A 20,200-nucleotide genomic window follows, 5' to 3' on the forward strand; every position below is an offset into this window, starting at 1 on the left:
TTCCTCTCGACCCGACCCCGGCGCCCGCGCCGGACACCGAGAGGAAATCATGCTCATCAGCAACCGTCGCGCGCGCATCGGCGCCGGCATCGCGCTGGCCGCCAGTGCCGCGCTCCTGCTCTCCGCCTGCTCCGGATCCGCGTCCGCCGACCCCACCGGCAGCGCCGGCACCGGCGCGAAGGCGTCGACCGCGACGTCCCTCAAGGACTTCGGGTCGCTGGCCGACCTGCAGAAGGCCGCCGAGGCCGAGGGCAAGCTCAACGTGATCGCGCTCCCGCACGACTGGGCCAACTACGGCGAGATCATCGACGCGTTCAAGAAGAAGTACCCGAAGATCTCGATCAACGAGGCCTCCCCCGACGCCTCCAGCGCCGAGGAGATCCAGGCTGCCAAGACCAACGACGGCCTCGACACCGCTCCCGACGTCTTCGACCTCGGTCTCACCGTGACGCTGCAGAACACCGACAAGTTCGCGGCGTACAAGGTGGAGAAGTGGGACGACATCCCCGAGAACCTCAAGGACAAGTCCGGCCTGTTCACGGGCGACTACGGCGGGTACATGTCGATCGGCTACGACTCCTCGAAGTTCCCGGAGCCCAAGAAGCTCGACGACCTGAAGAAGTCCGAGTACAAGGGCGCCGTCGCCCTCAACGGCGACCCGACCCAGGCGGGCGCGGCGTTCGCGGCCGTGGGCCTGGCCACCGTGCAGTCCGGCGGCAAGCTCGACGACTACCAGAAGGGCATCGACTTCTTCTCGGAGCTGCAGAAGGCGGGCAACCTGCTCAAGGTCGACGTCACGACCGCGACGGTCGCCAGCGGCGAGACCCCCGTCGTCTTCGACTGGGACTACCTGAACGCCGCCCACGTCAAGGACAACAAGAACTGGAAGACGGTCGTCCTGCCCGGCACGGGCTACGCGGGCTACTACAACCAGGCGATCAACAAGACCGCCCCGCACCCGGCCGCAGCGCGCCTGTGGCAGGAGTTCCTCTACAGCGACGAGGGCCAGAACCTGTGGCTCAAGGGCGGCGCGCGACCGGCCCGCATGGACGCGATGACCAAGGCCGGCACGATCGACAAGACGCTCGCGGCGGCGCTGCCGGCCGCTCCGAAGGACACCGTGGTTCCCACCGAGGCGCAGAGCACGGCTGCCGGCAAGCTGCTCGGCGAGAAGTGGGCCGCGGCGGTCCAGTGACCTCCTCCACCCTCGCGGCATCCGCCGCACCCCGCGCCGGGTCGAAGCCTCGTGCTTCGGCCCGGCGCGGGTCGTCCGCGCTCGCGGCCCTCGGTCTCATGCCGTTCGCCGCGTACCTGCTGCTGTTCCTCGCCCTGCCGACGCTGCTCGCAGTGGGCACCGGGTTCTTCACTCGGGACGGATCGTTCACCTGGAGCAACCTCTCCGCGCTCGGGGATCCCACCGTCCTGCTCACGTTCGCGAACTCGGCGGGCCTGTCGCTGCTCACCGCCGCGATCGGCGCCGTCGTCGGCGCCCTCGTCTGCTACGCGCTGCTCGGCCTGAGCCCCACGGGCGCGGTGCGCACCGTGGTGGATGCGGCGTCGGGCGTGCTCGCGCAGACCGGCGGCGTGATGCTCGCCTTCATGTTCATCGCCTCGATCGGCCTGCAGGGCGTGATCACCCAACTGCTCAAGGACGCCGGGATCCTGCTCTACGCCGACGGCCCGTGGATCTACGAGCTGCCGGGGCTCGTCCTGCCCTACCTCTACTTCCAGATCCCACTCATGGTCATCACCTTCATGCCCGCACTGTCGGCGCTGAAGCCCCAGTGGGCCGAGGCGAACCTGACGCTCGGCGGCACGCGGACCAGCTTCTGGCTGCGGATCGGGATCCCCGTGCTCGCCCCCGCGTTCCTGGCGAGCTTCCTGCTCCTGTTCGCGAACGCGTTCTCGTCCTACGCGACGGCCGCGGCGCTCGCGAGCCAGGGGGCGCAGATCGTGCCCCTGCAGATCCGCGCCGCGCTCACGAGCGAGACCGTGCTGGGCCGGGAGAACCTCGCCGGTGCCCTCGCGCTCGGCATGATCGCGGTCGTGGCGGTCGTGATGTGGCTGTACTCGCTGGTCCAGCGCCGCGCGTCGAGGTGGCAGTCATGAACCGTCTCGGCGCCTCCGCCCTCACCCGCTGGATCATCGGGATCGTGGTCGGCCTGTTCTTCCTGATCCCGCTGGTCGCGACCCTGCTCTACACGTTCCGCGCGCAGGACGGGTCCTTCACCCTGAAGCACTGGGCCGCGCTCGGCGACCCCGCGCAGGCCTCCGTCTACCAGCCGATCTGGACCGGGCTCGGCAACTCGCTGATCCTCGCGGTCGTGACCGTGCTGATCGTCCTGCTGCTGCTCGCACCGACGATGATCCTGGTGAACCTGCGCTTCCCACGCCTGCGCCCGGTGTTCGAGTTCGCCGTGCTGCTGCCGATCACGATCCCGGCGATCGTGCTGGTCGTCGGCCTCACCCCGATCTACCTGCAGATCGGGCGCTCGCTCGGCACCGGCGCCTGGACCCTCGCGTTCGCCTACGGCATCACCGTGCTGCCGTTCGCCTACCGCTCGATCCAGGCCTCCATCGACGCGGTCGACATGACGACCCTCGCCGAGGCGGCGCGCTCGCTGGGCGCCGGCTGGTTCACGGTCGTGCTGCGCGTGCTGGCGCCGAACCTGCGTCAGGGCCTGCTGGCCGCATCGCTGCTGTCGATCGCGGTCGTGCTCGGCGAGTTCACCATCGCCTCCCTCCTGAACCGCGAGGTCCTGCAGACGGCGCTCGTGGTCGTGCAGAAGCAGGACGGCTGGGCCCCGGCGATGTTCGCGCTGATGGCACTGGCGTTCAGCTTCCTTCTGCTCCTCATCATCGGACGCGCCGCCGGCGGCCGCTCCGGAAAGGCCGACTCATGAGCGACACCGCGCTCCCCCGCACTGCGGACAACTCCCTGCTCGCCGATCGCGCCGACGGCACCCGCGTGCAGTTCGACGGCATCGTGAAGAGCTACGGCCGCACCCAGGTGCTGCACGGCATCGACCTCGACATCGCGCCCGGCGAGTTCGTCTCCCTGCTCGGCCCCTCGGGCTGCGGCAAGACGACGCTGCTGCGCGTGCTCGCCGGGCTCGAGAGCGCGGACGGCGGGGCGGTGCTGCTCGGCGGGAAGGACGTCTCCGGCGTCCCGACGAACAAGCGTGACCTCGGCATGGTGTTCCAGTCGTACTCATTGTTCCCGCACCTGCGCGTGCTCGACAACACCGCGTTCGGCCTGCGCCGGCGCCGTGTCGCCACGGCCGAGGCGCGCAAGCGGGCTCTCGACGCGCTGGCCCTGGTGGGCCTCGACGCGCACGCCGACAAGTATCCGCACCAGCTCTCCGGCGGCCAGCAGCAGCGCGTCGCGCTCGCCCGCGCCCTCGTCACCGAGCCGCGCGTGCTGCTGCTGGACGAGCCGCTGTCGGCGCTCGACGCGAAGGTGCGCGTGCAACTGCGCGACGAGATCCGCCGGATCCAGCTGCGCCTCGGGATCACGACGGTCTTCGTCACGCACGACCAGGAGGAGGCGCTCAGCGTCTCGGACCGGATCGCCGTCATGGACGCGGGCAGGATCGACCAGATCGGCACCCCCGAGGAGCTCTACCTGCGCCCCGCGACCGCGCACGTCGCCGCCTTCGTCGGCCTGTCCAGCGTGGTCCGCGGGCTCGCCGACGGGTCGAGCGTGCGCGTGTGGGGCACGGAGCTCCCCCTGCAGACGCCCGCGAGCGGCGAGGTCGACGTGCTGCTGCGGCCCGAGAACGTGCGCCTGGTCGAGGCCGCGGGCGCGGCGGTGACGGGATCCGTCGAGGAGAGTATGTTCCTCGGCAGCATGCGGCGCACGCTCGTGCGCACTGCGGACGGCGCGCTGGTCCGCGTGCAGCACGCGGCGCGGATCCGTCCCGCCTACGGCGACGTCGTGGGGCTCGCGGTCGACGCCGAGCCCGTGGCGGTGCGCCGGAGCGCGCCCGCCTCCTCCCGCTGAGCATGACGAAGGCGCCGTCCCCGAGGGGGCGGCGCCTTCGTCGTGCCGGCCTCCGCCGTTCGCCGGCGCGTCCGGCTCAGCCGGCGAGCGAGCGCGCCAGCGCCACGTACTCGGCCGGCGACGCGTCGGGCAGATACGCCCGGCCGATCGCGAGCCCGATCGCGGGCAGCTGCGAGTTGTCGGCGTAGAACAGGTACATCGGGCGATACTCCGGGTTGAACTTGCCCTTGTACCGCAGCAGCGAGGCGAATCCGTAGGCCGGCTCGAGCACGCGGCTGAGCCAGCCCAGCAGGCGGGTGATCGTGTCGCCCTCGGCGTCCGCGCTCCCGTCCACCGTCTGGGCGAGCGGCGCGCCGGACAGGCTCATCACGGCGAGCCCCTGCTCCTTCATGTGCAGCGCCGCCGACGCGATCGCGAACTCCATGACCCCCGGCATCGCGCCGTCCGCCCGGCGCATGAAGTCGAGCGTGCGACCGATCAGCTCCCCCTCACGCCAGACCGGCATCCAGCTGGTCACCGCCTGGAGCTCCCCCTGCGGGCCGATCGCGAGCAGGATCTCGACATCCGGATCCTTCAGCTCCTCGACACCGCCCAGGGTGAAGCGCATCTCCGGCAGCGCCTTCTCGGCGATCCACTGCTCGCTCAGCGCGTCGAGCTGGGCGACCAGGCCCGCCGGCAGCTTCTCCCACGTCGTCCAGAGCGTCGTGAGGCCGTCGCGCTGGCCCCGGTTGTACGGCTGGCGCACCTTCGTCCACACTTTGCCGGTGAGCTCGAAGCGGTCCAGCGGCACGACCGTCTCCTCGGCCACCGAGATGTCGCGCCAGCCCAGGGCCCGGAAGACCGGCCGGAACTCCTCGTGCGTGCTGTAGAACACCGGCGTCCACGCGTTCGCGTCGCAGAAGTCGAGGAACCCGCGCACCGTCTGCGCGGCGTCGCCGGGCGTGCAGACCGGATCCCCCACGGCGATCGCGATGTCGTTGACCACCCGGTACGCCACGGCGCCGCGGCCGTCGCGGGTGAACCAGTGCTCCGTGCCCTCCCAGGTGCCGAGGAATCCGAGCGTGCCGCCGTCGGTCTCCCGCAGCTGGGTGCGGAAGCGCTCCGCGTCCTCCACGGTCTTGCGGGACCGGCCCAGCAGCAGCCCGATCATGGCGACGGCGAAGACGATCCAGAACACCGCACCGACGTCGCGGTGCAGCACGAGCGCGAACCCGGTGAGCGGGGTGTGCGACCCGGGCCGGCCGATGATGGTCGGCAGGAACCGGCGCAGCGTGGTCCCCAGCGACGACCAGAACGACGGCGACCGCGAGACGGCGGTCACCAGGATCATGTTGGTCGTGGTGAGCACCAGGAACGCGATCCCGATCGTGAGGGCGAACCGCCGTGCCGCGCGCCGAGAGGCGCGCACGGCGAACCGTCGGTGGGTGAGCGCCAGCAGGATGCACATCCCCACCGGGATCAGGATCGCGAGCACCGAGAACCCGGGGAACTGCCGATCGATCTCGACGACGTCGGTCGTCTCCTTGAGCGAGTGCACCGCCACGCTGATACCGGTGAGCAGCGCCATCACCGCGTTGACGCCGATCGCGAGGAACCACGCCGCCCTGCGGCCCGAGCGCAGCCCCCAGGCGGCGATCAGGCTGAGCAGCAGCGGCACGAGGCTCATCAGCACGACCCCGGTCCCCGCGGCGAAGGCCGTGGTCACGCCTGCGACGCAGTGCGCCGAGGCGTTGTTGCGCGCGCACGCGTCGGCGATCCCCGAGATGTCCACGCCGCGGAGTCCCGCGACCACGGGGGCGAGCGGTCCGATGCCGACGCCGGTGAGCAGCACGATCAGGGGGCCGAGGCCCGTGACGGCCACCATCGCCGCGATCAGCGTGCGCGTCTCCCGATAGGAGCTGCGGTAAGCGGCAGGTCGGGGCGTGCCGCTCGTGAGCACCACCCCGAGCAGCAGTCCGGCGAGCGCGGCGAGGAGGCGGTAGACGCTGTCGGCGTCGCCGCCGTAGAGCGTGAACGTCACCAGCAGGGAGAGGCCGAGCAGGCGGATGCGGCGACGGTAGAGCGCCGGGGCGTAGGCGCTTCCGGCGAGGATCGCGCCGAGGATGCCGATCGACGGGTCGAAGACGACGCCGCGGGCGTCGATGCGCGCCCAGACCTGACCCCACGACCACGCGAGCGACTGGATCCCGACGCCGAGCAGCACGCCGAGCACGCCGGTCACGAGGAACGACACGACGACCCGCAGGGTGCCCATCAGGCGCTCGGCATAGGCGAGCAGGGTCAGGGCGAGCAGCAGCGCCAGCAAGAGGCCGCCCCAGGAGTTGGGCACGAGCAGGGAGGTCAGCGGCGTCCACCACTGCCGTTCCCGGCCCAGCACCAGCGGGCTGACGCCGAGTCCGATCGGCCGCCGTCCCCAGAGGGTGCCGAAGGAGAGGCCCGTGATCACGAGGAGAGCGCTCAGCGAGACCGCGAAGGGGTGCTGTCGCACATAGCGCGCGACCCGGCGGCCCACGGCATCGGCGGTCGTCCGCAGCGTCTCGCTCATCGGGCCAGCCCCAGCCGCGGGTACAGCACGTCGAACGCCTTCTCGAGCCCGCCCCTCAGCCCCGGCCCCGTGTGCGTGGCGTTCGGGACCAGATAGAAGGTGGTGGTGAACCCGGCCGCCTCGGCGAGGTCGGCCGACGCCCGGTTCGCCGGGCCGTACTTCTTGTCGAGCGCGCCGGCGGCGAAGATCGCGTAGTGCCCGTCATAGGCGCCGGGGTGCTCCGCGAGGATCGCCTGCGGCTTGTTCGCGTCGAACGCCGCCTTGTCGCCCCGGAAGACCTTCTCCACCGACTTCGGATCCCCGAAGCCCGCCCACGGCTCTCCGGACGCGGTGGCGATGTTCCCCCAGATGTCCGGATGCCTGGCGCCGTAGATGAAGGCGCACGCGCCGCCGTTCGAGTACCCCGAGATCGTCCAGTACTTCGGATCCTGCAGGACGCGCAGGTGCCCCCGGATCCAGTTCGGGATGTCGGTGTTGAAGTACGTCTCGACGCCGCCGTAGGCCGCGGAGTCGATGCAGCCCGGGTTCTGGTTCTGCGCGCCGAGCTGGTCGGCGATGATGACGATCGGCGCGAGGCCGTCGTGCTTCGCGGCGAACTCGTTCATGACGTCGACCATCGGGTGCGGGTTGGGGTAGCCGGGCAGCCCCATCATGAACACGACGACGGGCAGGGCGGGCGGATCCTTCACGAGCGCGGCCGGCGGCAGGTAGATCGTCGCGTTGCGGGGCGTGAAGCCGGCGGTCGAGCGGGGCGCATTGTCGCCGCTCAGCGCACCGTACCGGCCCCGGGCAGGCATGTCGGCGGGAGCCTTCCAGACCGCTGCGAGCGACGCGGGCGGATCCTCACCGGGCTTCAGGGGCGGCGCGAAATGGTCGAGTGCGCCCAGGGTGTTGACGCCGAGGATGTCGCCCAGGGTGCGGTCGAGCCCGAAGGCCTGGTTGATGCCGATGCCCATCGACAGCACCGCGCCGATGATCGTCAGGATCGCGACGACCTTGCGCCACCAGCGGGAGTCCCACAGGCTCACGATCGCCAGCCCGATCGCCGCGAAGCCGCCGATCGTCCACCACTTGACCGCGGAGGGCAGCGGAAGCTCGAACGCGTTCGTCGCGTCCGACACGGCGACGATCGCCCAGCCGAGGACGCCGCCGATCACGAGAGCGATCAGCGCGCGCACCGCCCAGCGGCGCCGGAGCGGGCGGATCAACAGCGCGATCACACCCGCGGCTGCGATCCCCCAGACGACCCAGGGCACGGGTCCGTCGACCAGGTTCAGCTCCAGCAACCAGCGCGGCATGAAGGGCGTGCTCCGTTTCCCGCCTCCGGACGGGGCGACGACCCATCGTAATCCGTGCCGCCTCGGGGGAACCGGTGCCCCCGCCCTGATCGGGCTTGGAGAAACCTATGAGACGCTCCGGGGACGGGTAAAGTCCTCGGAGCGTCTCACCGGGTCACAGCACGCGGGCCAGGAAGTCCTTCGTGCGCTGGTGCTGCGGGTTCGCCAGGACCTCGCGGGGGTCGCCCTCCTCGAGGATGTGCCCGCCGTCCATGAAGATCAGGCGCGAGCCGACCTCCCGCGCGAAGCCCATCTCGTGCGTGACGACCATCATCGTCATGCCCTCGTCGGCGAGGGTGCGCATCACCTGGAGCACCTCGCCCACGAGCTCGGGGTCGAGCGCCGAGGTGGGCTCGTCGAAGAGCATCATGTCGGGATTCATGCACAGCGAGCGGGCGATGGCCACGCGCTGCTGCTGACCGCCGGAGAGGTGGCTCGGGTAGGCGTCGGCCTTGTGGCCCATGCCCACCCGCTCCAGCATCTCCTTGGCGACCTTCTCCGCCTCGGCCTTTCCGCGCTTCTTCACCTGGCGCTGGGCGATCGTGAGATTGCCGAGCACGCTCATGTGCGGGAACAGGTTGAAGCTCTGGAACACCATGCCGATGCGCGCGCGCACTCGATCGATGTCGATGTCGGGATCGGTGATGTCGATCCCCTCGATCACGATCTTGCCGCCGGTCGGCTCCTCGAGCATGTTCACCGAGCGCAGCAGCGTCGACTTGCCGGATCCGGAGGGGCCGATCACGCAGACGACCTCGCCGGCGTTGACCGTCAGGTCGATGCCCTTGAGCACCTCGTTGTCGCCGTAGTGCTTGACGAGCCCTTGGATGTCGATCGCGGGCGCGCTCAGGTTGATCAGGTCGGTGGTCATCGTTCCCTCGCCATCCGTCGCTCGAGCCATGCCGTCAGCCGCGTCAGCGGGATCGTGACGATCAGGTACAGCAGCGCCGCCATGACCATCGGCGTGGCGTTCGCATAGGTGGACAGGCCGTTGCGCGCATAGGTCGTCAGCTCATAGGTGAGCGGGGTCGCCCCCGCGATGAAGAACAGCGAGGTGTCCTTCAGCAGCAGCACGAACTCGTTCGTCAGCGGCGGGATGATGATGCGGAAGCCTTGCGGCAGCACGATGAACACCATGGTCCGCGTCGGCGACATGCCGAGCGACCGCGATGCCTCCGTCTGCCCCTTCGGCACGGCCTGGATCCCCGCGCGGATCGTCTCGGCCATGTAAGCCGAGCTCACCACGATGAGTCCGAGCGTCGCGGCTCCCACCGGGCCGCCCGGGATCTTGACGTGCAGGGCGATCGGCAGCATGAGCGCGAAGCCGAAGATCGTCATCAGCGCGGGGATGCCGCGGAAGAACTCGATCCACACGGTCGCCGCCCAGCGGAACGGCGGGATGCTGCTGAGCTTCATCAGCGCCAGGACGATCGCCAGGACGAGGCCCCCGGCGAAGGACTCGATCGTGAACAGCAGCGTGTTCTTGAGGCCGACGGTGATGATGCCCGGGAGCATCTTCAGCGCGACCTCAGGATTCGCGAACTGCTTGGCGACCGTCGGCCAGTCGGTGGCGAGCAGTGCCCACACGACGAGCGCGACGATCACCGCATAGACGGTGTAGTGATAGACCCGCGTGCGGGTCCGCTTCTTCAGAGCCATCGGCGTGAGTCAGACCCCGGTCACTTCGAGGTGCTGAAGTACTTGTCGTAGATCTTCTTGTACTCGCCGTTGTCCTTGAGCGCCTTGAGCTGCTCGTTGACCGCCTTGCGCAGGGACTCCTTCTGCCCCTTGGCGAACGCGAAGCCGTACTGCTCGTCCGTCTTGTAGGTCTCGACGACCTTGTAGGACGCGTCATCCTTCTCGTGCTGCAGGTTCACCGGCAGGTCCTGCAGGATCGCGTCGATCTGACCGCCCTGGAGGGCCGGCCACAGCACGCCGTCGTCGGAGAACTGCACGAGGTTGGCGCCCTTGGCGTGCTCCTTCGCGTAGTTCTCACCGGTCGTGCCCTGCTGCACGCCGACGTTCTTTCCGGAGAGGCCGTTGATGTCCTTGATGCCGGAGTCGGTCTTGACGAGCAGCGACTGCAGCGAGTCGTAGTAGCCGTCGGAGAAGTCGATGTTCTTCTTGCGCTCGTCGGTGATGGTCATCGCCGAGGCGCCCATGTCGCACTGACCGGCGAGCAGGGCGGCGCCCGACTGCAGCGTGTCGAAGTTGGTCACCTGGAACTGCGTCTTCACGCCCAGCTTGTCGCCGATCGCGGTGAGCAGGTCGACGTCGAAGCCGGTGTACTTGCCGGAGCCGGCCGACTCCTCGTACTCGAACGGCTTGTACGGGATGTCCGAGCACACGGTGAGCGTGCCCGCCGTGATCAGGCCGTAGTCGGTGCCGCCGGCAGCGGCGGATCCGCTCTCGGTGGGCGTAGCGCCTCCTCCGGAGCAGCCGGCGAGGGCGAGGGTGGCGGCCGCCGCGAGGGCGAGTCCGTAGGCGATCTTCGAGCGACGTTCCATGTGCGACTCCTGTGTCGAGGACGCGGGCGTCCTGGTGCGGGTTGCCGACAATCTTGACACGGTGCAGTTACCACCGTGTAACGGCGGGGGCCCGAGGACGTCTCGGTTCGGTATCGACAGCCCGCCCTGCCGCGGAATCACGCGGCGCGCGTCGGTGCCGGAGGCGCCAGAAAGTCTCGAATACGAGACATTGCCTGAGACACCCTCGCCGGAAGCGTCGTCTCAGGGCCTACCGGACGAAGGTCCGAGCAGGCTCAGACCTCGAAGTCCACGGCCGAGCGGCCGCCTGCGACCGAGCGCACGTAGCCGACGACCTCCTGATGCGCCGGGTGCACCTGGTAGGCGTCCAGGCCCGCCGCGTCGTCGAAGTCGGCGACCAGCGTGACGTCCCAGTTGCCGTCGATCTCGAGCGCGTTGACGCCGGTCGACAGCGCCCGGATCGAGGGCACCACGCCCACGAGCCCTTCGAGCCTGGCGACGATCCCCGCCGCGTGGGCGGCCCGCTCCGCCGGATCCTCGGCCGCCATCTTCCAGGTCACCACATGTCGCAGCGTCATCGCTCCCCTCCTCCTGCCGCATCCGCGGCCTGTGCGGGTTCCTGCCCCGCCGTCGCATCCGCCTTCGCGGCGAGCGCCTCGCGCAGTCGCTCCGGCGAGATCCGCCAGTGCGCGTGCTGCTCGCCGTCGATCAGCAGCACCGGGATCTTCTCCCAGTACTTCTCGTACAGGGCCGGGTCGTCGAGGATCGACAGCTCGGTGATCTCCATGTCCTCGGCGAGCGCGTCGGGCAGATCGGCCACGACCGCATCGACCACGTCCGACGCGACCTCGCAGAGGTGGCAGTCGGGCTTGCCGATCAGGGTCAGCGCGATCACGACGCGGGGACCTCGATCTCGCGGCCCTCGGCGATCCACTCCGCCGTGCCGCCCTCGACGTTGGTGACGTCGTATCCGCGTGCCTCGAGCGCCTCGACGACGCGCGCCGACCGACCGCCGAGCTGGCAGATCACGTCGAAGGCGCCGTCGGGCAGCTCGTGCAGCAGATCGCCGATCTCCGACATGGGCAGATTGACGGCGCCGGGCACGTGGCCCGAGGCGAACTCGCTGCGCTCGCGCACGTCGATGAGGGGCGTATCGGTGCGCTCGGCCAGCTGCGCGACGGTGATCGTCTTCATGGATCCGATTCTTCCAGACTGCGCGGGCGTGGGGCGCGGTGGACGCGGGGCCAGGAGGCGCGGTCCGTGGATGCACGAAGCGCCCCGGCGATCGAGTCGATCGGGGGCGCTCAGTGACTTGCGCTAGGCGCAGCCGCTCACTTCTTGTTGCGGCGCTGGTGGCGAGTCTTGCGAAGCAGCTTGCGGTGCTTCTTCTTCGCCATGCGCTTGCGGCGCTTCTTGATGACAGAACCCACGGAAACCTCACTACGTCAGGGGCTGGGCGTCGCACACGGACGACGCCCGGGATCGGGGCATGGAAAAATGCCTCGGAACAGTCTAGCGCACGCCGCCGCCGTCACCCGACGATGTCGTCCGGGCGGTGGCGCGCATCCGGAATCGAAGGGTCAGCCCGCGTCCGCGATGGGCTTCTGCAGCGCGGCGGTGACCGCGGACTCCGGCACCCGGTAGCTGCGCCCGAAGCGGATCGCGGGAAGGTCGCCCGCGTGCACCAGCCGGTACACGGTCATCTTGGACACGCGCATGATGGCGGCCACCTCGGCGACGGTCAGGAAGCGCACATCCGGAAGCTGCTCGGGCATCCCCACTACCCCCTCATCCCGCTGCACGCCCTGTGCGACGGGTTGCGACAACTGTAGGGGCTGATGGTGACGCATGTAAACCCATGTGATCCCTGTGATCTCGCGGGTCTCAGCCCGCCGAGCGCGCGATCCGCTCGGCGGCGTCCCGGCGCACCTGCCGGAGGTTCTTCTGCGCCGCGCGCAGTGCCTTCTCCGCCTCGCGCACAGTCTTCGCCGCCGCCCGCACCCTCTTGTCCGCGGCGAGCGCGGGGTCGTCCGGCAGGGGGGCGCGCTCGACGGCGCGGGCATCGGGACCCGTCGCCGCGACGCGATCGATGTAGGCCGCGATGCCGTCGAGGAGGCGCACGATGCCGAACGCCATCGAGTCGCGATCGCTGGTCATCACGCCCGCCTCGAGCGCCGCGCGGGTGTGCGGATACGCGTCGGCGTCGACGAGGGTCAGGAACAGCGCGGCTTCGCGGGAACCCACCTCGGCGACGCTCAGACCGCCCGCCCGCGCCGCCTCGGCGTAGCCGGCCGCGACCGTGCCGTACCAGCGCGCCTGCCCCATGATCGCGAGCATCGCGGCCGTCCGGTCGTCGAGGTCGAGCGGAGTGTCCGCGAACGCCCCCAGGTACGCATCCATCCAGGCGACCGTGCTCGGGGTCGCCGGCGTGCCGTTGATCGGCAGGCTCAGCAGCCACGGATGCGCGAGGTAGATCTCGAGCTGGGCCCGGTACAGCCGCTCCGCCTCGCCGCGCCAGTCCCCGCCCTCGGTGCCGGCATCGGGCAGTGCCGGCGCACCCGACGCCTCCTCCTGCATGAGCAGCAGGAGGTCGTCCTTCGCGGAGACGTAGCGGTAGAGCGACATCGGCGTGAAGCCCAGCGCCTTCGCGACGGCCGCCATCGACACGGCTCCGAGCCCCTCGCGGTCGGCGAGGTCGACGGCCGCCTCGACGATGCGCTCGACGCTCATCTCGCGCTTCGGCCCGCGCTGCGGACTGGCGGCCATGCCCCAGGAGAGGGCGATGCCGCGCGGCAGGTCGGGGAGGTCCACGGGATCCGGCTCATCGGTCATGGCTCCAGGATAGGACTGTTTATCTTGTAAACAGTGTGTTACGGTCATAAACAGTTTCATCCGTACACAGAAAGGAAGGGCGATGACGACGACCATCGAAGTCGCAGGCCTCACCAAGCAGTACCGCGGCACCCCCGTGCTGCGCGGCGTCGATCTCGTCGCCGAGCAGGGCGAGATCGTCGCACTGCTCGGCTCGAACGGCGCCGGCAAGACCACGACCATCTCGATCCTCACCACGCTCGCCCGCGCGGACGGCGGCACCGCCGTCGTCGCCGGGTGCGATGTGCGGCGCGACCCCCAGGGCGTGCGGCAGCGGATCTCGCTCACCGGGCAGTCCGCCGCGGTCGACGACGCGCTCACCGGCGTGGAGAACCTCGTGATGCTGGGCCGGCTGTCCGGCCTCTCCCCCCACGCCGCCCGGAGCCGCGCGGACGAGCTGCTCGCCCGGTTCGCGCTCGTCGACGCCGCGGGGCGCAGGGTGAAGACCTACTCCGGCGGCATGCGGCGTCGCCTCGACCTCGCGCTCAGCTTCGTCGTCACCCCGCAGGTGCTGTTCCTCGACGAGCCCACCACGGGCGTGGACCCGCGCAGCCGTCGTGATCTGTGGGAGGTGATCCGCGGCCTCGCCGATGCGGGCACCACGGTCTTCCTCACCACCCAGTACCTCGAGGAGGCCGACCAGCTCGCCGACCGCATCGCCGTCCTGCACGAGGGGACGATCGTGCGCACCGGCACCGCCGCCGCGCTCAAGGCGCAGTTCGGCAGCGACGTGCTCGTGGTCGAAGCCCCGGACGGATCCCCGCTCGCCGAGATCGCCACCGACGGCTCGATCGACGGGATCCGCCGCGCGCTGGACGACTTCGACGTCGCGCATCCCGCCGTCGCGCGCGAGGGCGGCACCGTGCAACTGCGCCGGCCCACGCTCGACGACGTGTTCCTCACCCTCACCGCCGGCGACGCCGGTGCCCGCACCGCGGCCGGCGAGACCGACCGCACGACCCTCCGGGAGTTCGCATGACCGTCCTGTCCGCCCCCTCCGCCCCGCGCCCGCCGGCTCGCGTCGCCGCAGCGGCTTCCGGGATCCGCCCCCGCCTGCGCGGGATCGCCGCCGAGCGCGTGTTCGTCCGCCGCAGCCTCACGCTCTCGCTGCGCGACGGCGAGACCCTGTCGATGTCGATCATGCTGCCGGTCACGCTGATGCTTCTGTTCACCTTCGTGTTCGGCGGCGCGATCGAGAAGGACGGCTCCTACGTCGACTACGTCGTACCGGGCATCATCCTGCTGTGCGCCGGCTTCGGTGCGGCCTCCACGGCGACCTACGTGTCACGCGACATGTCCACCGGCATCATCGACCGGATCCGCACGATGCCGCTGCGACCGGGATCCGTACTGACCGGGCACGTGATCGCGAGCCTCGTGCGCAACCTCGTCTCGACCGCGGTCGTGTTCGGCGTCGCGCTGCTGGTCGGCTTCCGTCCGAGCGCCGGGCCCCTGCAGTGGGTGGCCGCGTTCGGGGTGATCGCCGTCTACATCCTCGTGATCACCTACCTCTATGCGGCGATCGGCCTCGCCGCCGGCAGCCCGGAGGCGGCGGCCGGATACGGCTTCATCCTGATGTTCGTGCCCTACCTGTCCAGCGCCTTCGTGCCCGTGGACACCATGCCGGCCTGGCTGCAGTGGATCGCGGAGAACCAGCCGATCACGCCGATCATCGAGACGATCCGCGGACTCCTCATGGACCGCCCGCTCGACGCGCAGCCGTACTGGGCGCTCGGCTGGTGCGCGCTGATCCTCGCGGTGTCCGTGCTGTGGGGGCGCTGGCTGTTCGGGCGCGCCCGCCACTGACCGCGCGTCCCCGACGGGAGGTGCGGGCGGCGCTCAGGCCCCGAGTCGCTTGAGCGCCGTCTGCACCACGTGCTTGGCACTCGCCGCGGCGCGGCCGACGACCTCGGCCGCGTGCGCGGCTCCGTCGGGCAGCGGCGGCACGACCCCCAGGGCCGCGAGGTCGGGGGCGGAGTCCCCGTAGGCGTCGGCGAGGAAGGGGACGAGCCAGTCGTCCACCTCTTCCAGGGGCGCCGCCTCGATGCTGTAGAAGCGCCGCTGTCCGTCTTCGCGCACCGTGACCAGCTCGGCGTCGCGCAGCACCTTGAGGTGCTTGGACACCGTCGGCTGACTGATCCCGAGCTCGCTCACGATCTGCGTGACGCTGGTGCCGGCATCCCCTTCCTCGGAGCGTCGGCGCAGGAGTTGGAGGATGTCCCGTCTCGTGCCGTCGGCGATCACGTCGAAGATGTCGGTCATGCCTTCACAGTAGCCGCGCCGGGGGCGGAGTACCATGACGAAGGCTTGGCGGGCGGAGGATCGGAGGGGCTGGACCATGGCGCGCAGCACTCCCGCTCGATCCTTCTCCGATGTCGCCCGCCGCACCGTCCGGGTGGCGAAGACGCTCACCACCTCCTCGCCCTCGCGGTTCGCGATCGTGGTGTTCTCCGCGCTCATCCTCATCACCACGGCCCTGCTCTCGCTGCCGATCGCGACCACCGACCGCACCGTCACGCCGCTCGCCGACGCCCTGTTCACCGCGGTCTCCACGATTTGCGTCACGGGGCTGTCCACGGTCGACATGGCCACCCACTGGTCGGGCTTCGGCCGCGCCGTGATCTTCATCGGCGTCAACATCGGCGGCCTCGGCGTGCTCACCCTCGCGAGCGTGATGGGTCTTGCGATCTCGAAGCGGCTCGGCCTGCGGGCGAAGCTCATCGCCGCCGGCGACACCAACCCGATGCGCGCGCACGGCGGCCCCGTGAACGAGAGCCAGACCGTGCGCCTCGGCGAGGTCGGCGCTCTGCTGCGCACGGTCGCGATCTCCGCGTTCGCGATCGAGGCGGGCCTGATGGTGCTGCTGTACCCCGCGCTGCTGACCGCGGGGGTGGATCCGCTCACCGCGCTCTGGGAGGCGCCGTTCTATGCGGCGATGGCGTTCACGAACACCGGGTTCACCCCCAACCCCGGCGGCCTCGCCCCGTTCGCCCAGAACTACTACGTGCTCACCGTGCTCATGCTCGGGGTGTTCCTCGGCAGCCTCGGCTTCCCCGTGATCTACACGCTCGCCCGGCAGCGCTGGCACGTGCGGCGCTGGTCGCTGCACACCAAGCTCACGATGATCACGACGATCGTGCTGTTCGTGGTGGGGGCCGGCGTGTTCCTGCTCCTCGAGTTCGACAATCCGAAGACCTTCGGATCCATGGACGCGGCGGACACGACATTCCAGGCGTTCTTCCTCTCGGCGATGACGCGGTCGGGCGGATTCAACGTGGTCGACATGGGCGACCTCAACGGATCCTCGATGCTCGCCGCATCCATGCTCATGTTCGTCGGCGGCGGCTCCGCCTCGACCGCCGGCGGCATCAAGGTCACCACCCTCGCGGTGCTGGCGCTGGCCGTGGTCAGTGAGGCCAAGGGGCGCCCGTCGGTGCAGGCGTTCGGCCGCCGGATCCCCTCCGATGTGCAGCGCGTGGCCCTCAGCGTCGTCGCGTGGGGCTCGACGATCGTGGCGGTGTCGACCATCGCGATCAGCCAGATCACGAAGTTCCCCGTGGACGAGGTGCTCTTCGACGTGGTGTCGGCGTTCGGCACCGTCGGCCTGTCCACCGGCGTCACCGGGAACCTCCCGGATCCGGCGACCTACATCCTCGCCGCCACGATCTTCATGGGCCGCGTTGGTACAGTGACCCTGGCCGCCGCGGTGGCCGCGACCAATCGCACGCAGCTGTACTCGCTGCCCGTCGAAAGGCCCATCGTTGGTTGAAGTGCTGCGCAACGACGCTCCGGTGCTGGTGATCGGGCTCGGTCGCTTCGGTGCGGCCTGCGCCGGCGAGCTGGATCGCCTGGACCGCGAGGTGCTCGCGATCGACACCAACCTCGAGCTCGTGCAGAAGTGGTCGGAGCGCGTCACCCACGCCGTGCAGGCCGACACCCGCAACATCGACGCGCTGCGTCAGATCGGCGCCCAGGACTTCCCGGTCGCGGTGGTCGCCGTCGGCTCCTCGATCGAGGCGTCGGTGCTGATCACGGCGAACCTCGTCGACCTCAAGGTGCCGCAGATCTGGGCGAAGGCGGTGTCGCAGTCGCACGGCAAGATCCTCGCCCGCGTCGGCGCCAACCACGTCGTCTACCCCGAGCGCGAGGCCGGGGAGCGCGTCGCGCACCTCGTCAGCGGCCGCATGCTCGACTTCATCCGCTTCGACGACGACTTCGCACTGGCCAAGATGTATCCGCCGAAGTTCATCCGCGGCGTGCCCCTGAGCCAGTCCGGCGTGCGCAGCAAGTACAACGTCACGGTCGTGGGGGTCAAGACCCCGGGCAAGCCGTTCCGCTACGCCGAGGCCAGCACGGTCGTCACCAACCACGACCTCATCATCGTGTCGGGCACGAACAGCGACATCGAGCGCTTCGCCGCACTCGACCGCTGAGCGGGCCCCTCGATCCCGGCACCCGCCCCGACGACCCGATATCCGTCGCACGACGGATGACGTCGCCGCCTGCGGCATGGTCGGATGGAGAGATGACCGACTCCCCCGCGCCCCTCGCCGCCCCGCCGGTGCTGTCCCTGCAGGGCCTTCGCAAGCAGTTCGGCCAGAAGGTCGCCGTCGATGACCTCTGGCTCGACGTGCCCGCCGGATCCATGCTGGGACTGCTCGGCCCGAACGGCGCCGGCAAGACCACGACGCTCGCGATGGCCACAGGGCTGCTGCGGCCGGACGCCGGCTCGGCACAGGTGCTCGGCGCCGACGTGTGGCACGACCCCGCGGCGGCCAAGGGGCGCATGGGCGTGCTCCCCGATGGCGTGCGCATGCTCGATCGGCTGAGCGGTGCGGAACTGCTGCGCTACACGGGCCTGCTGCGCGGGATGACCGAGGCCGACGTCGCGGCGCGCTCGGCGGAGCTGCTGGAGGCGCTCGGTCTGGCCGACGCCGGCAACACCCTGGTCGTGGACTACTCCGCCGGCATGCGCAAGAAGATCGGGCTCGCCTGCGCCCTCATCCACGCACCCCGGCTCCTCATCCTGGACGAGCCGCTCGAGGCGGTGGATCCCGTCTCCGGCGAGACCATCCGGCAGATCCTGCGGGCCTACGTCGCCGGTGGCGGGACCGTCGTGCTGTCCAGCCACGTGATGGAGCTGGTGGAGTCGCTGTGCGACCGGGTGGCGATCGTCGCGGACGGGCGCCTGCTCGCCAACGGCACCCTGGACGAGGTGCGCGCCGGCGAGACCCTGCAGCAGCGCTTCCTCAGCCTGGTCGGCGCCCATGAGCTCGGATCGGAGACGCTCGCATGGTTGCGCTCCTCGTAGGCCTGCGCTGGAAGCAGCTGGGGCACCAGCTGGCGCGCAACCCGTGGATGATCGTCTCCCTCGTCGTCTCGGGACTGATCGCCCTCGGCCTCCTCACGACCCTCGCGGGAGGGCTGGTCGCCCTGCGCGTCGCCGCCCCCGACGCCGCCGTGCGCACTCTCGTGGTGGTGGGCGCGGCCATCGTGCTCGTCTGGTGGATCGGGTCGATCGTCGTGAGCGTGGACGACTCGCTCGCTCCCGAGCGCTTCGCACTGCTGCCGGTCACCGCCCGCTCCCTGCTGCCGGGACTCGTCGTCGCCGGCGCCACCACGATCGGAGGCATCGGCACGACCGCCGCCCTGCTGCTCATGCTCGTCGGCTGGTCGGTCAGCCCGCTCGCGCTGGCCTCCGCCGCGGTGCTCGTCCCCCTTGCGCTGGCCACCTGCGTGCTCGGCGCGCGCGTGGTCAGCGGGCTGCTGGCGGGCTGGCTCGCCGGGCGACGGATGCGAGACCTGGTGATCACGGTCGGCGTGCTCGTCGTGGCGTGCTCCGGACTGCTGATCAACGTCGTGATCCGCGCCTTCGGGCAGCTCGCCGATCCCGCCGCGCTCCTTCCGGTGATCGCCGACGCCGCCGGATGGACGCCCCTGGGCGCGGTGTTCGGAGTGTCCGCGTCCCTCGCCACCGACGACATGGCCGGCGCGGGACTGCGCCTCCTCGTCGCGCTCGCCACCGTGGCAGGCCTGTGGTTCGCCGCGCGCGGACTGCTCGCCGCGCGCCTGGTGGCGCCGATCCAGAGCCGCGGCGGCGGGCGGGTGCGCTCCGGCGGACTCCTCGACCGGATCCTGCCGGCGTCCGCGGTCGGCGCGATCGCGGCGCGCACCCTGCGCTACGCGCGGCGCGACCCGCGCCAGGTCATCAACACGGCGATGATGCTGCTGCTGCCCGCTCTCCTGATCGGGATGACGCTCATGAACGGACGGGGCAGCGAATCGTTCACGCTCGGTCCCGCGACGATCCTCATCCCCGCGATCAACGCGCTGATCATCGGCACGATCGTGCAGATGGGCATCGCCTACGACAACGACGCGATCGCGCTGCACATCCACACGGGCGTGCCGGGGCGGGCCGATCGCGCCGGGCGTGTGCTCGGGTTCGGGATCATCGCCGTGCCCGTCACGATCGTGCTGTGCGTCGCGGCGAGCTTGCTGGCGGGACGAGCCGACCTGATCCCCGCGAGCCTCGGCGCGGCTCTCGGCCTGGGCGCCGCGTCCGCCGGCGTCGGGATCTGGGTGGGCACGTTCCTGCCCGGCCGCGCCCCTGCGCCGGAGGCGAACCCGCTCGGGCGCGGATCGTCCGGCGGCGTGCAGTCGATGTTCGCGATGATCATCATCGCGCCGCTCAGCCTGCTCATCGGCGGCACGGCCTTCGGTCTCGCGATCGCCGCGATCTGGACCCCGTGGCTGGGCTGGCTCAGCCTCGCGAGCGCCGTGCTGTTCGGCGGCCTCGCGATCTGGGCCGGCACGGTGCTGGGCGGACGGATCCTGGACCGCCGCTGGCCCGAGGTGCTCGCCGAGGTCGCCAGCGAAGCCTGACGCCCGGAGCGGTACGGCGCTCAGGGCGCGGCGCTCTGGCACGGGCGGCCTGGCGCGGAGCCCCGGCGGGGGT

General features: G+C 70.5%; 22 protein-coding genes. 10 read left to right on the forward strand and 12 right to left on the reverse strand.

Features of this window, described 5'->3' with window-relative positions; genetic code table 11:
- The first annotated feature begins 49 nt into the window (after positions 1-49).
- From RL72_RS07360 to RL72_RS07375, 4 genes are read left to right on the forward strand one after another with little or no spacing between them, the layout of a single operon-like run.
- Entirely contained in the window at positions 50-1,195 is a 1,146-nt protein-coding gene (locus RL72_RS07360) for an ABC transporter substrate-binding protein (protein WP_045250168.1), read from the forward strand.
- Positions 1,174-2,109, forward strand: coding sequence for an ABC transporter permease (locus tag RL72_RS07365; protein ID WP_045250169.1), 936 nt, complete (start codon positions 1,174-1,176; stop codon positions 2,107-2,109). Before RL72_RS07360 ends, RL72_RS07365 begins: the two co-directional genes overlap by 22 nt.
- A complete protein-coding gene (locus tag RL72_RS07370; RefSeq protein ID WP_045250170.1) occupies positions 2,106-2,903 on the forward strand; it encodes an ABC transporter permease in 798 nt (265 codons plus the stop codon). The genes RL72_RS07365 and RL72_RS07370 overlap by 4 nt, the downstream gene beginning before the upstream one ends.
- The gene (locus RL72_RS07375) at positions 2,900-4,003 is read left to right on the forward strand and encodes an ABC transporter ATP-binding protein (protein ID WP_045250171.1); all 1,104 of its coding nucleotides are present in this window, start codon (positions 2,900-2,902) and stop codon (positions 4,001-4,003) included. Before RL72_RS07370 ends, RL72_RS07375 begins: the two co-directional genes overlap by 4 nt.
- Before the next feature lie 76 nt (positions 4,004-4,079).
- Here RL72_RS07375 and RL72_RS07380 read toward each other — a convergent pair whose 3' ends face one another.
- The 11 genes from RL72_RS07380 to RL72_RS07425 all read right to left on the reverse strand — a co-directional run bounded on the left by RL72_RS07380 (position 4,080) and on the right by RL72_RS07425 (position 13,203).
- Positions 4,080-6,548: a bifunctional lysylphosphatidylglycerol flippase/synthetase MprF gene (locus RL72_RS07380; protein ID WP_052674246.1), complete on the reverse strand. Its 2,469-nt coding sequence runs from the start codon at positions 6,546-6,548 to the stop codon at positions 4,080-4,082.
- Positions 6,545-7,846 carry an alpha/beta hydrolase gene (locus RL72_RS07385; RefSeq protein WP_045250172.1) on the reverse strand — a complete coding sequence of 434 codons (1,302 nt, stop codon included), beginning with the start codon at positions 7,844-7,846 and terminating at the stop codon, positions 6,545-6,547. The genes RL72_RS07380 and RL72_RS07385 overlap by 4 nt, the downstream gene beginning before the upstream one ends.
- A 154-nt stretch (positions 7,847-8,000) precedes the next feature.
- Positions 8,001-8,756, reverse strand: a complete 756-nt coding sequence (locus RL72_RS07390) for an amino acid ABC transporter ATP-binding protein (protein WP_045250173.1) — start codon at positions 8,754-8,756, stop codon at positions 8,001-8,003.
- A complete protein-coding gene (locus RL72_RS07395) occupies positions 8,753-9,544 on the reverse strand; it encodes an amino acid ABC transporter permease (protein ID WP_045250174.1) in 792 nt (263 codons plus the stop codon). Before RL72_RS07395 ends, RL72_RS07390 begins: the two co-directional genes overlap by 4 nt.
- 20 nt (positions 9,545-9,564) lie before the next feature.
- A complete protein-coding gene (locus tag RL72_RS07400; protein WP_045250175.1) occupies positions 9,565-10,392 on the reverse strand; it encodes a basic amino acid ABC transporter substrate-binding protein in 828 nt (275 codons plus the stop codon).
- A 254-nt stretch (positions 10,393-10,646) separates the two neighbouring features.
- Positions 10,647-10,949 carry a Dabb family protein gene (locus RL72_RS07405; RefSeq protein WP_045250176.1) on the reverse strand — a complete coding sequence of 101 codons (303 nt, stop codon included), beginning with the start codon at positions 10,947-10,949 and terminating at the stop codon, positions 10,647-10,649.
- Positions 10,946-11,266 carry a glutaredoxin family protein gene (locus RL72_RS07410; protein ID WP_045250177.1) on the reverse strand — a complete coding sequence of 107 codons (321 nt, stop codon included), beginning with the start codon at positions 11,264-11,266 and terminating at the stop codon, positions 10,946-10,948. Before RL72_RS07410 ends, RL72_RS07405 begins: the two co-directional genes overlap by 4 nt.
- Entirely contained in the window at positions 11,263-11,565 is a 303-nt protein-coding gene (locus RL72_RS07415) for a rhodanese-like domain-containing protein (protein WP_045250178.1), read from the reverse strand. Before RL72_RS07415 ends, RL72_RS07410 begins: the two co-directional genes overlap by 4 nt.
- Before the next feature lie 137 nt (positions 11,566-11,702).
- Positions 11,703-11,801, reverse strand: a complete 99-nt coding sequence (locus RL72_RS19470) for a 30S ribosomal protein bS22 (RefSeq protein WP_003792170.1) — start codon at positions 11,799-11,801, stop codon at positions 11,703-11,705.
- Positions 11,802-11,951: 150 nt separating this feature from the next.
- Positions 11,952-12,146 (reverse strand): helix-turn-helix domain-containing protein, encoded by a 195-nt coding sequence (locus tag RL72_RS07420; protein WP_045250179.1) that lies wholly within the window; start codon positions 12,144-12,146, stop codon positions 11,952-11,954.
- Between the two features lie 109 nt (positions 12,147-12,255).
- Positions 12,256-13,203 carry a TetR/AcrR family transcriptional regulator gene (locus tag RL72_RS07425; RefSeq protein WP_045250180.1) on the reverse strand — a complete coding sequence of 316 codons (948 nt, stop codon included), beginning with the start codon at positions 13,201-13,203 and terminating at the stop codon, positions 12,256-12,258.
- A gap of 82 nt (positions 13,204-13,285) precedes the next feature.
- Between RL72_RS07425 and RL72_RS07430 the strand changes: the two genes are divergently transcribed.
- Together RL72_RS07430 and RL72_RS07435 are read left to right on the forward strand one after the other, a co-directional pair.
- The gene (locus RL72_RS07430) at positions 13,286-14,221 is read left to right on the forward strand and encodes an ATP-binding cassette domain-containing protein (protein ID WP_045250181.1); all 936 of its coding nucleotides are present in this window, start codon (positions 13,286-13,288) and stop codon (positions 14,219-14,221) included.
- Positions 14,218-15,048 (forward strand): ABC transporter permease, encoded by an 831-nt coding sequence (locus RL72_RS07435; RefSeq protein WP_082072241.1) that lies wholly within the window; start codon positions 14,218-14,220, stop codon positions 15,046-15,048. The genes RL72_RS07430 and RL72_RS07435 overlap by 4 nt, the downstream gene beginning before the upstream one ends.
- Positions 15,049-15,081: 33 nt before the next feature.
- Here RL72_RS07435 and RL72_RS07440 read toward each other — a convergent pair whose 3' ends face one another.
- Positions 15,082-15,504, reverse strand: a complete 423-nt coding sequence (locus RL72_RS07440) for an ArsR/SmtB family transcription factor (RefSeq protein WP_045250201.1) — start codon at positions 15,502-15,504, stop codon at positions 15,082-15,084.
- 76 nt (positions 15,505-15,580) lie between these two features.
- Here RL72_RS07440 and RL72_RS07445 point away from each other — a divergent pair, with 76 nt between their 5' ends.
- The 4 genes from RL72_RS07445 (at position 15,581) to RL72_RS07460 (ending at position 20,127) form a co-directional block, all read left to right on the forward strand.
- On the forward strand, positions 15,581-17,011 hold the full coding sequence (locus tag RL72_RS07445; RefSeq protein WP_045250182.1) for a TrkH family potassium uptake protein: 1,431 nt from the start codon (positions 15,581-15,583) through the stop codon (positions 17,009-17,011).
- Complete coding sequence (locus RL72_RS07450) at positions 17,004-17,675, forward strand: potassium channel family protein (RefSeq protein ID WP_045250183.1); 672 nt, start codon at positions 17,004-17,006, stop codon at positions 17,673-17,675. The genes RL72_RS07445 and RL72_RS07450 overlap by 8 nt, the downstream gene beginning before the upstream one ends.
- A 92-nt stretch (positions 17,676-17,767) precedes the next feature.
- Positions 17,768-18,553: an ABC transporter ATP-binding protein gene (locus tag RL72_RS07455; protein WP_045250184.1), complete on the forward strand. Its 786-nt coding sequence runs from the start codon at positions 17,768-17,770 to the stop codon at positions 18,551-18,553.
- A complete protein-coding gene (locus tag RL72_RS07460) occupies positions 18,535-20,127 on the forward strand; it encodes a hypothetical protein (RefSeq protein WP_045250185.1) in 1,593 nt (530 codons plus the stop codon). The genes RL72_RS07455 and RL72_RS07460 overlap by 19 nt, the downstream gene beginning before the upstream one ends.
- Positions 20,128-20,200: the final 73 nt, after the last annotated feature.

The sequence above is a fragment of the Microbacterium azadirachtae genome, assembly GCF_000956545.1.
Classification (GTDB): Bacteria; Actinomycetota; Actinomycetes; order Actinomycetales; family Microbacteriaceae; genus Microbacterium; species Microbacterium azadirachtae.

Coding starts and splice junctions, on each gene's coding strand:
- RL72_RS07360 (WP_045250168.1), top strand. CDS start 50: ATGCTCATCAGCAACCGTCGCGCGCGCATCGGCGCCGGCATCGCGCTG.
- RL72_RS07370 (WP_045250170.1), top strand. CDS start 2,106: ATGAACCGTCTCGGCGCCTCCGCCCTCACCCGCTGGATCATCGGGATC.
- RL72_RS07375 (WP_045250171.1), top strand. CDS start 2,900: ATGAGCGACACCGCGCTCCCCCGCACTGCGGACAACTCCCTGCTCGCC.
- RL72_RS07380 (WP_052674246.1), bottom strand. CDS start 6,548: ATGAGCGAGACGCTGCGGACGACCGCCGATGCCGTGGGCCGCCGGGTC.
- RL72_RS07385 (WP_045250172.1), bottom strand. CDS start 7,846: ATGCCGCGCTGGTTGCTGGAGCTGAACCTGGTCGACGGACCCGTGCCC.
- RL72_RS07390 (WP_045250173.1), bottom strand. CDS start 8,756: ATGACCACCGACCTGATCAACCTGAGCGCGCCCGCGATCGACATCCAA.
- RL72_RS07395 (WP_045250174.1), bottom strand. CDS start 9,544: ATGGCTCTGAAGAAGCGGACCCGCACGCGGGTCTATCACTACACCGTC.
- RL72_RS07400 (WP_045250175.1), bottom strand. CDS start 10,392: ATGGAACGTCGCTCGAAGATCGCCTACGGACTCGCCCTCGCGGCGGCC.
- RL72_RS07405 (WP_045250176.1), bottom strand. CDS start 10,949: ATGACGCTGCGACATGTGGTGACCTGGAAGATGGCGGCCGAGGATCCG.
- RL72_RS07415 (WP_045250178.1), bottom strand. CDS start 11,565: ATGAAGACGATCACCGTCGCGCAGCTGGCCGAGCGCACCGATACGCCC.
- RL72_RS07420 (WP_045250179.1), bottom strand. CDS start 12,146: ATGCCCGAGCAGCTTCCGGATGTGCGCTTCCTGACCGTCGCCGAGGTG.
- RL72_RS07425 (WP_045250180.1), bottom strand. CDS start 13,203: ATGACCGATGAGCCGGATCCCGTGGACCTCCCCGACCTGCCGCGCGGC.
- RL72_RS07430 (WP_045250181.1), top strand. CDS start 13,286: ATGACGACGACCATCGAAGTCGCAGGCCTCACCAAGCAGTACCGCGGC.
- RL72_RS07435 (WP_082072241.1), top strand. CDS start 14,218: ATGACCGTCCTGTCCGCCCCCTCCGCCCCGCGCCCGCCGGCTCGCGTC.
- RL72_RS07440 (WP_045250201.1), bottom strand. CDS start 15,504: ATGACCGACATCTTCGACGTGATCGCCGACGGCACGAGACGGGACATC.
- RL72_RS07445 (WP_045250182.1), top strand. CDS start 15,581: ATGGCGCGCAGCACTCCCGCTCGATCCTTCTCCGATGTCGCCCGCCGC.
- RL72_RS07455 (WP_045250184.1), top strand. CDS start 17,768: ATGACCGACTCCCCCGCGCCCCTCGCCGCCCCGCCGGTGCTGTCCCTG.
- RL72_RS07460 (WP_045250185.1), top strand. CDS start 18,535: ATGGTTGCGCTCCTCGTAGGCCTGCGCTGGAAGCAGCTGGGGCACCAG.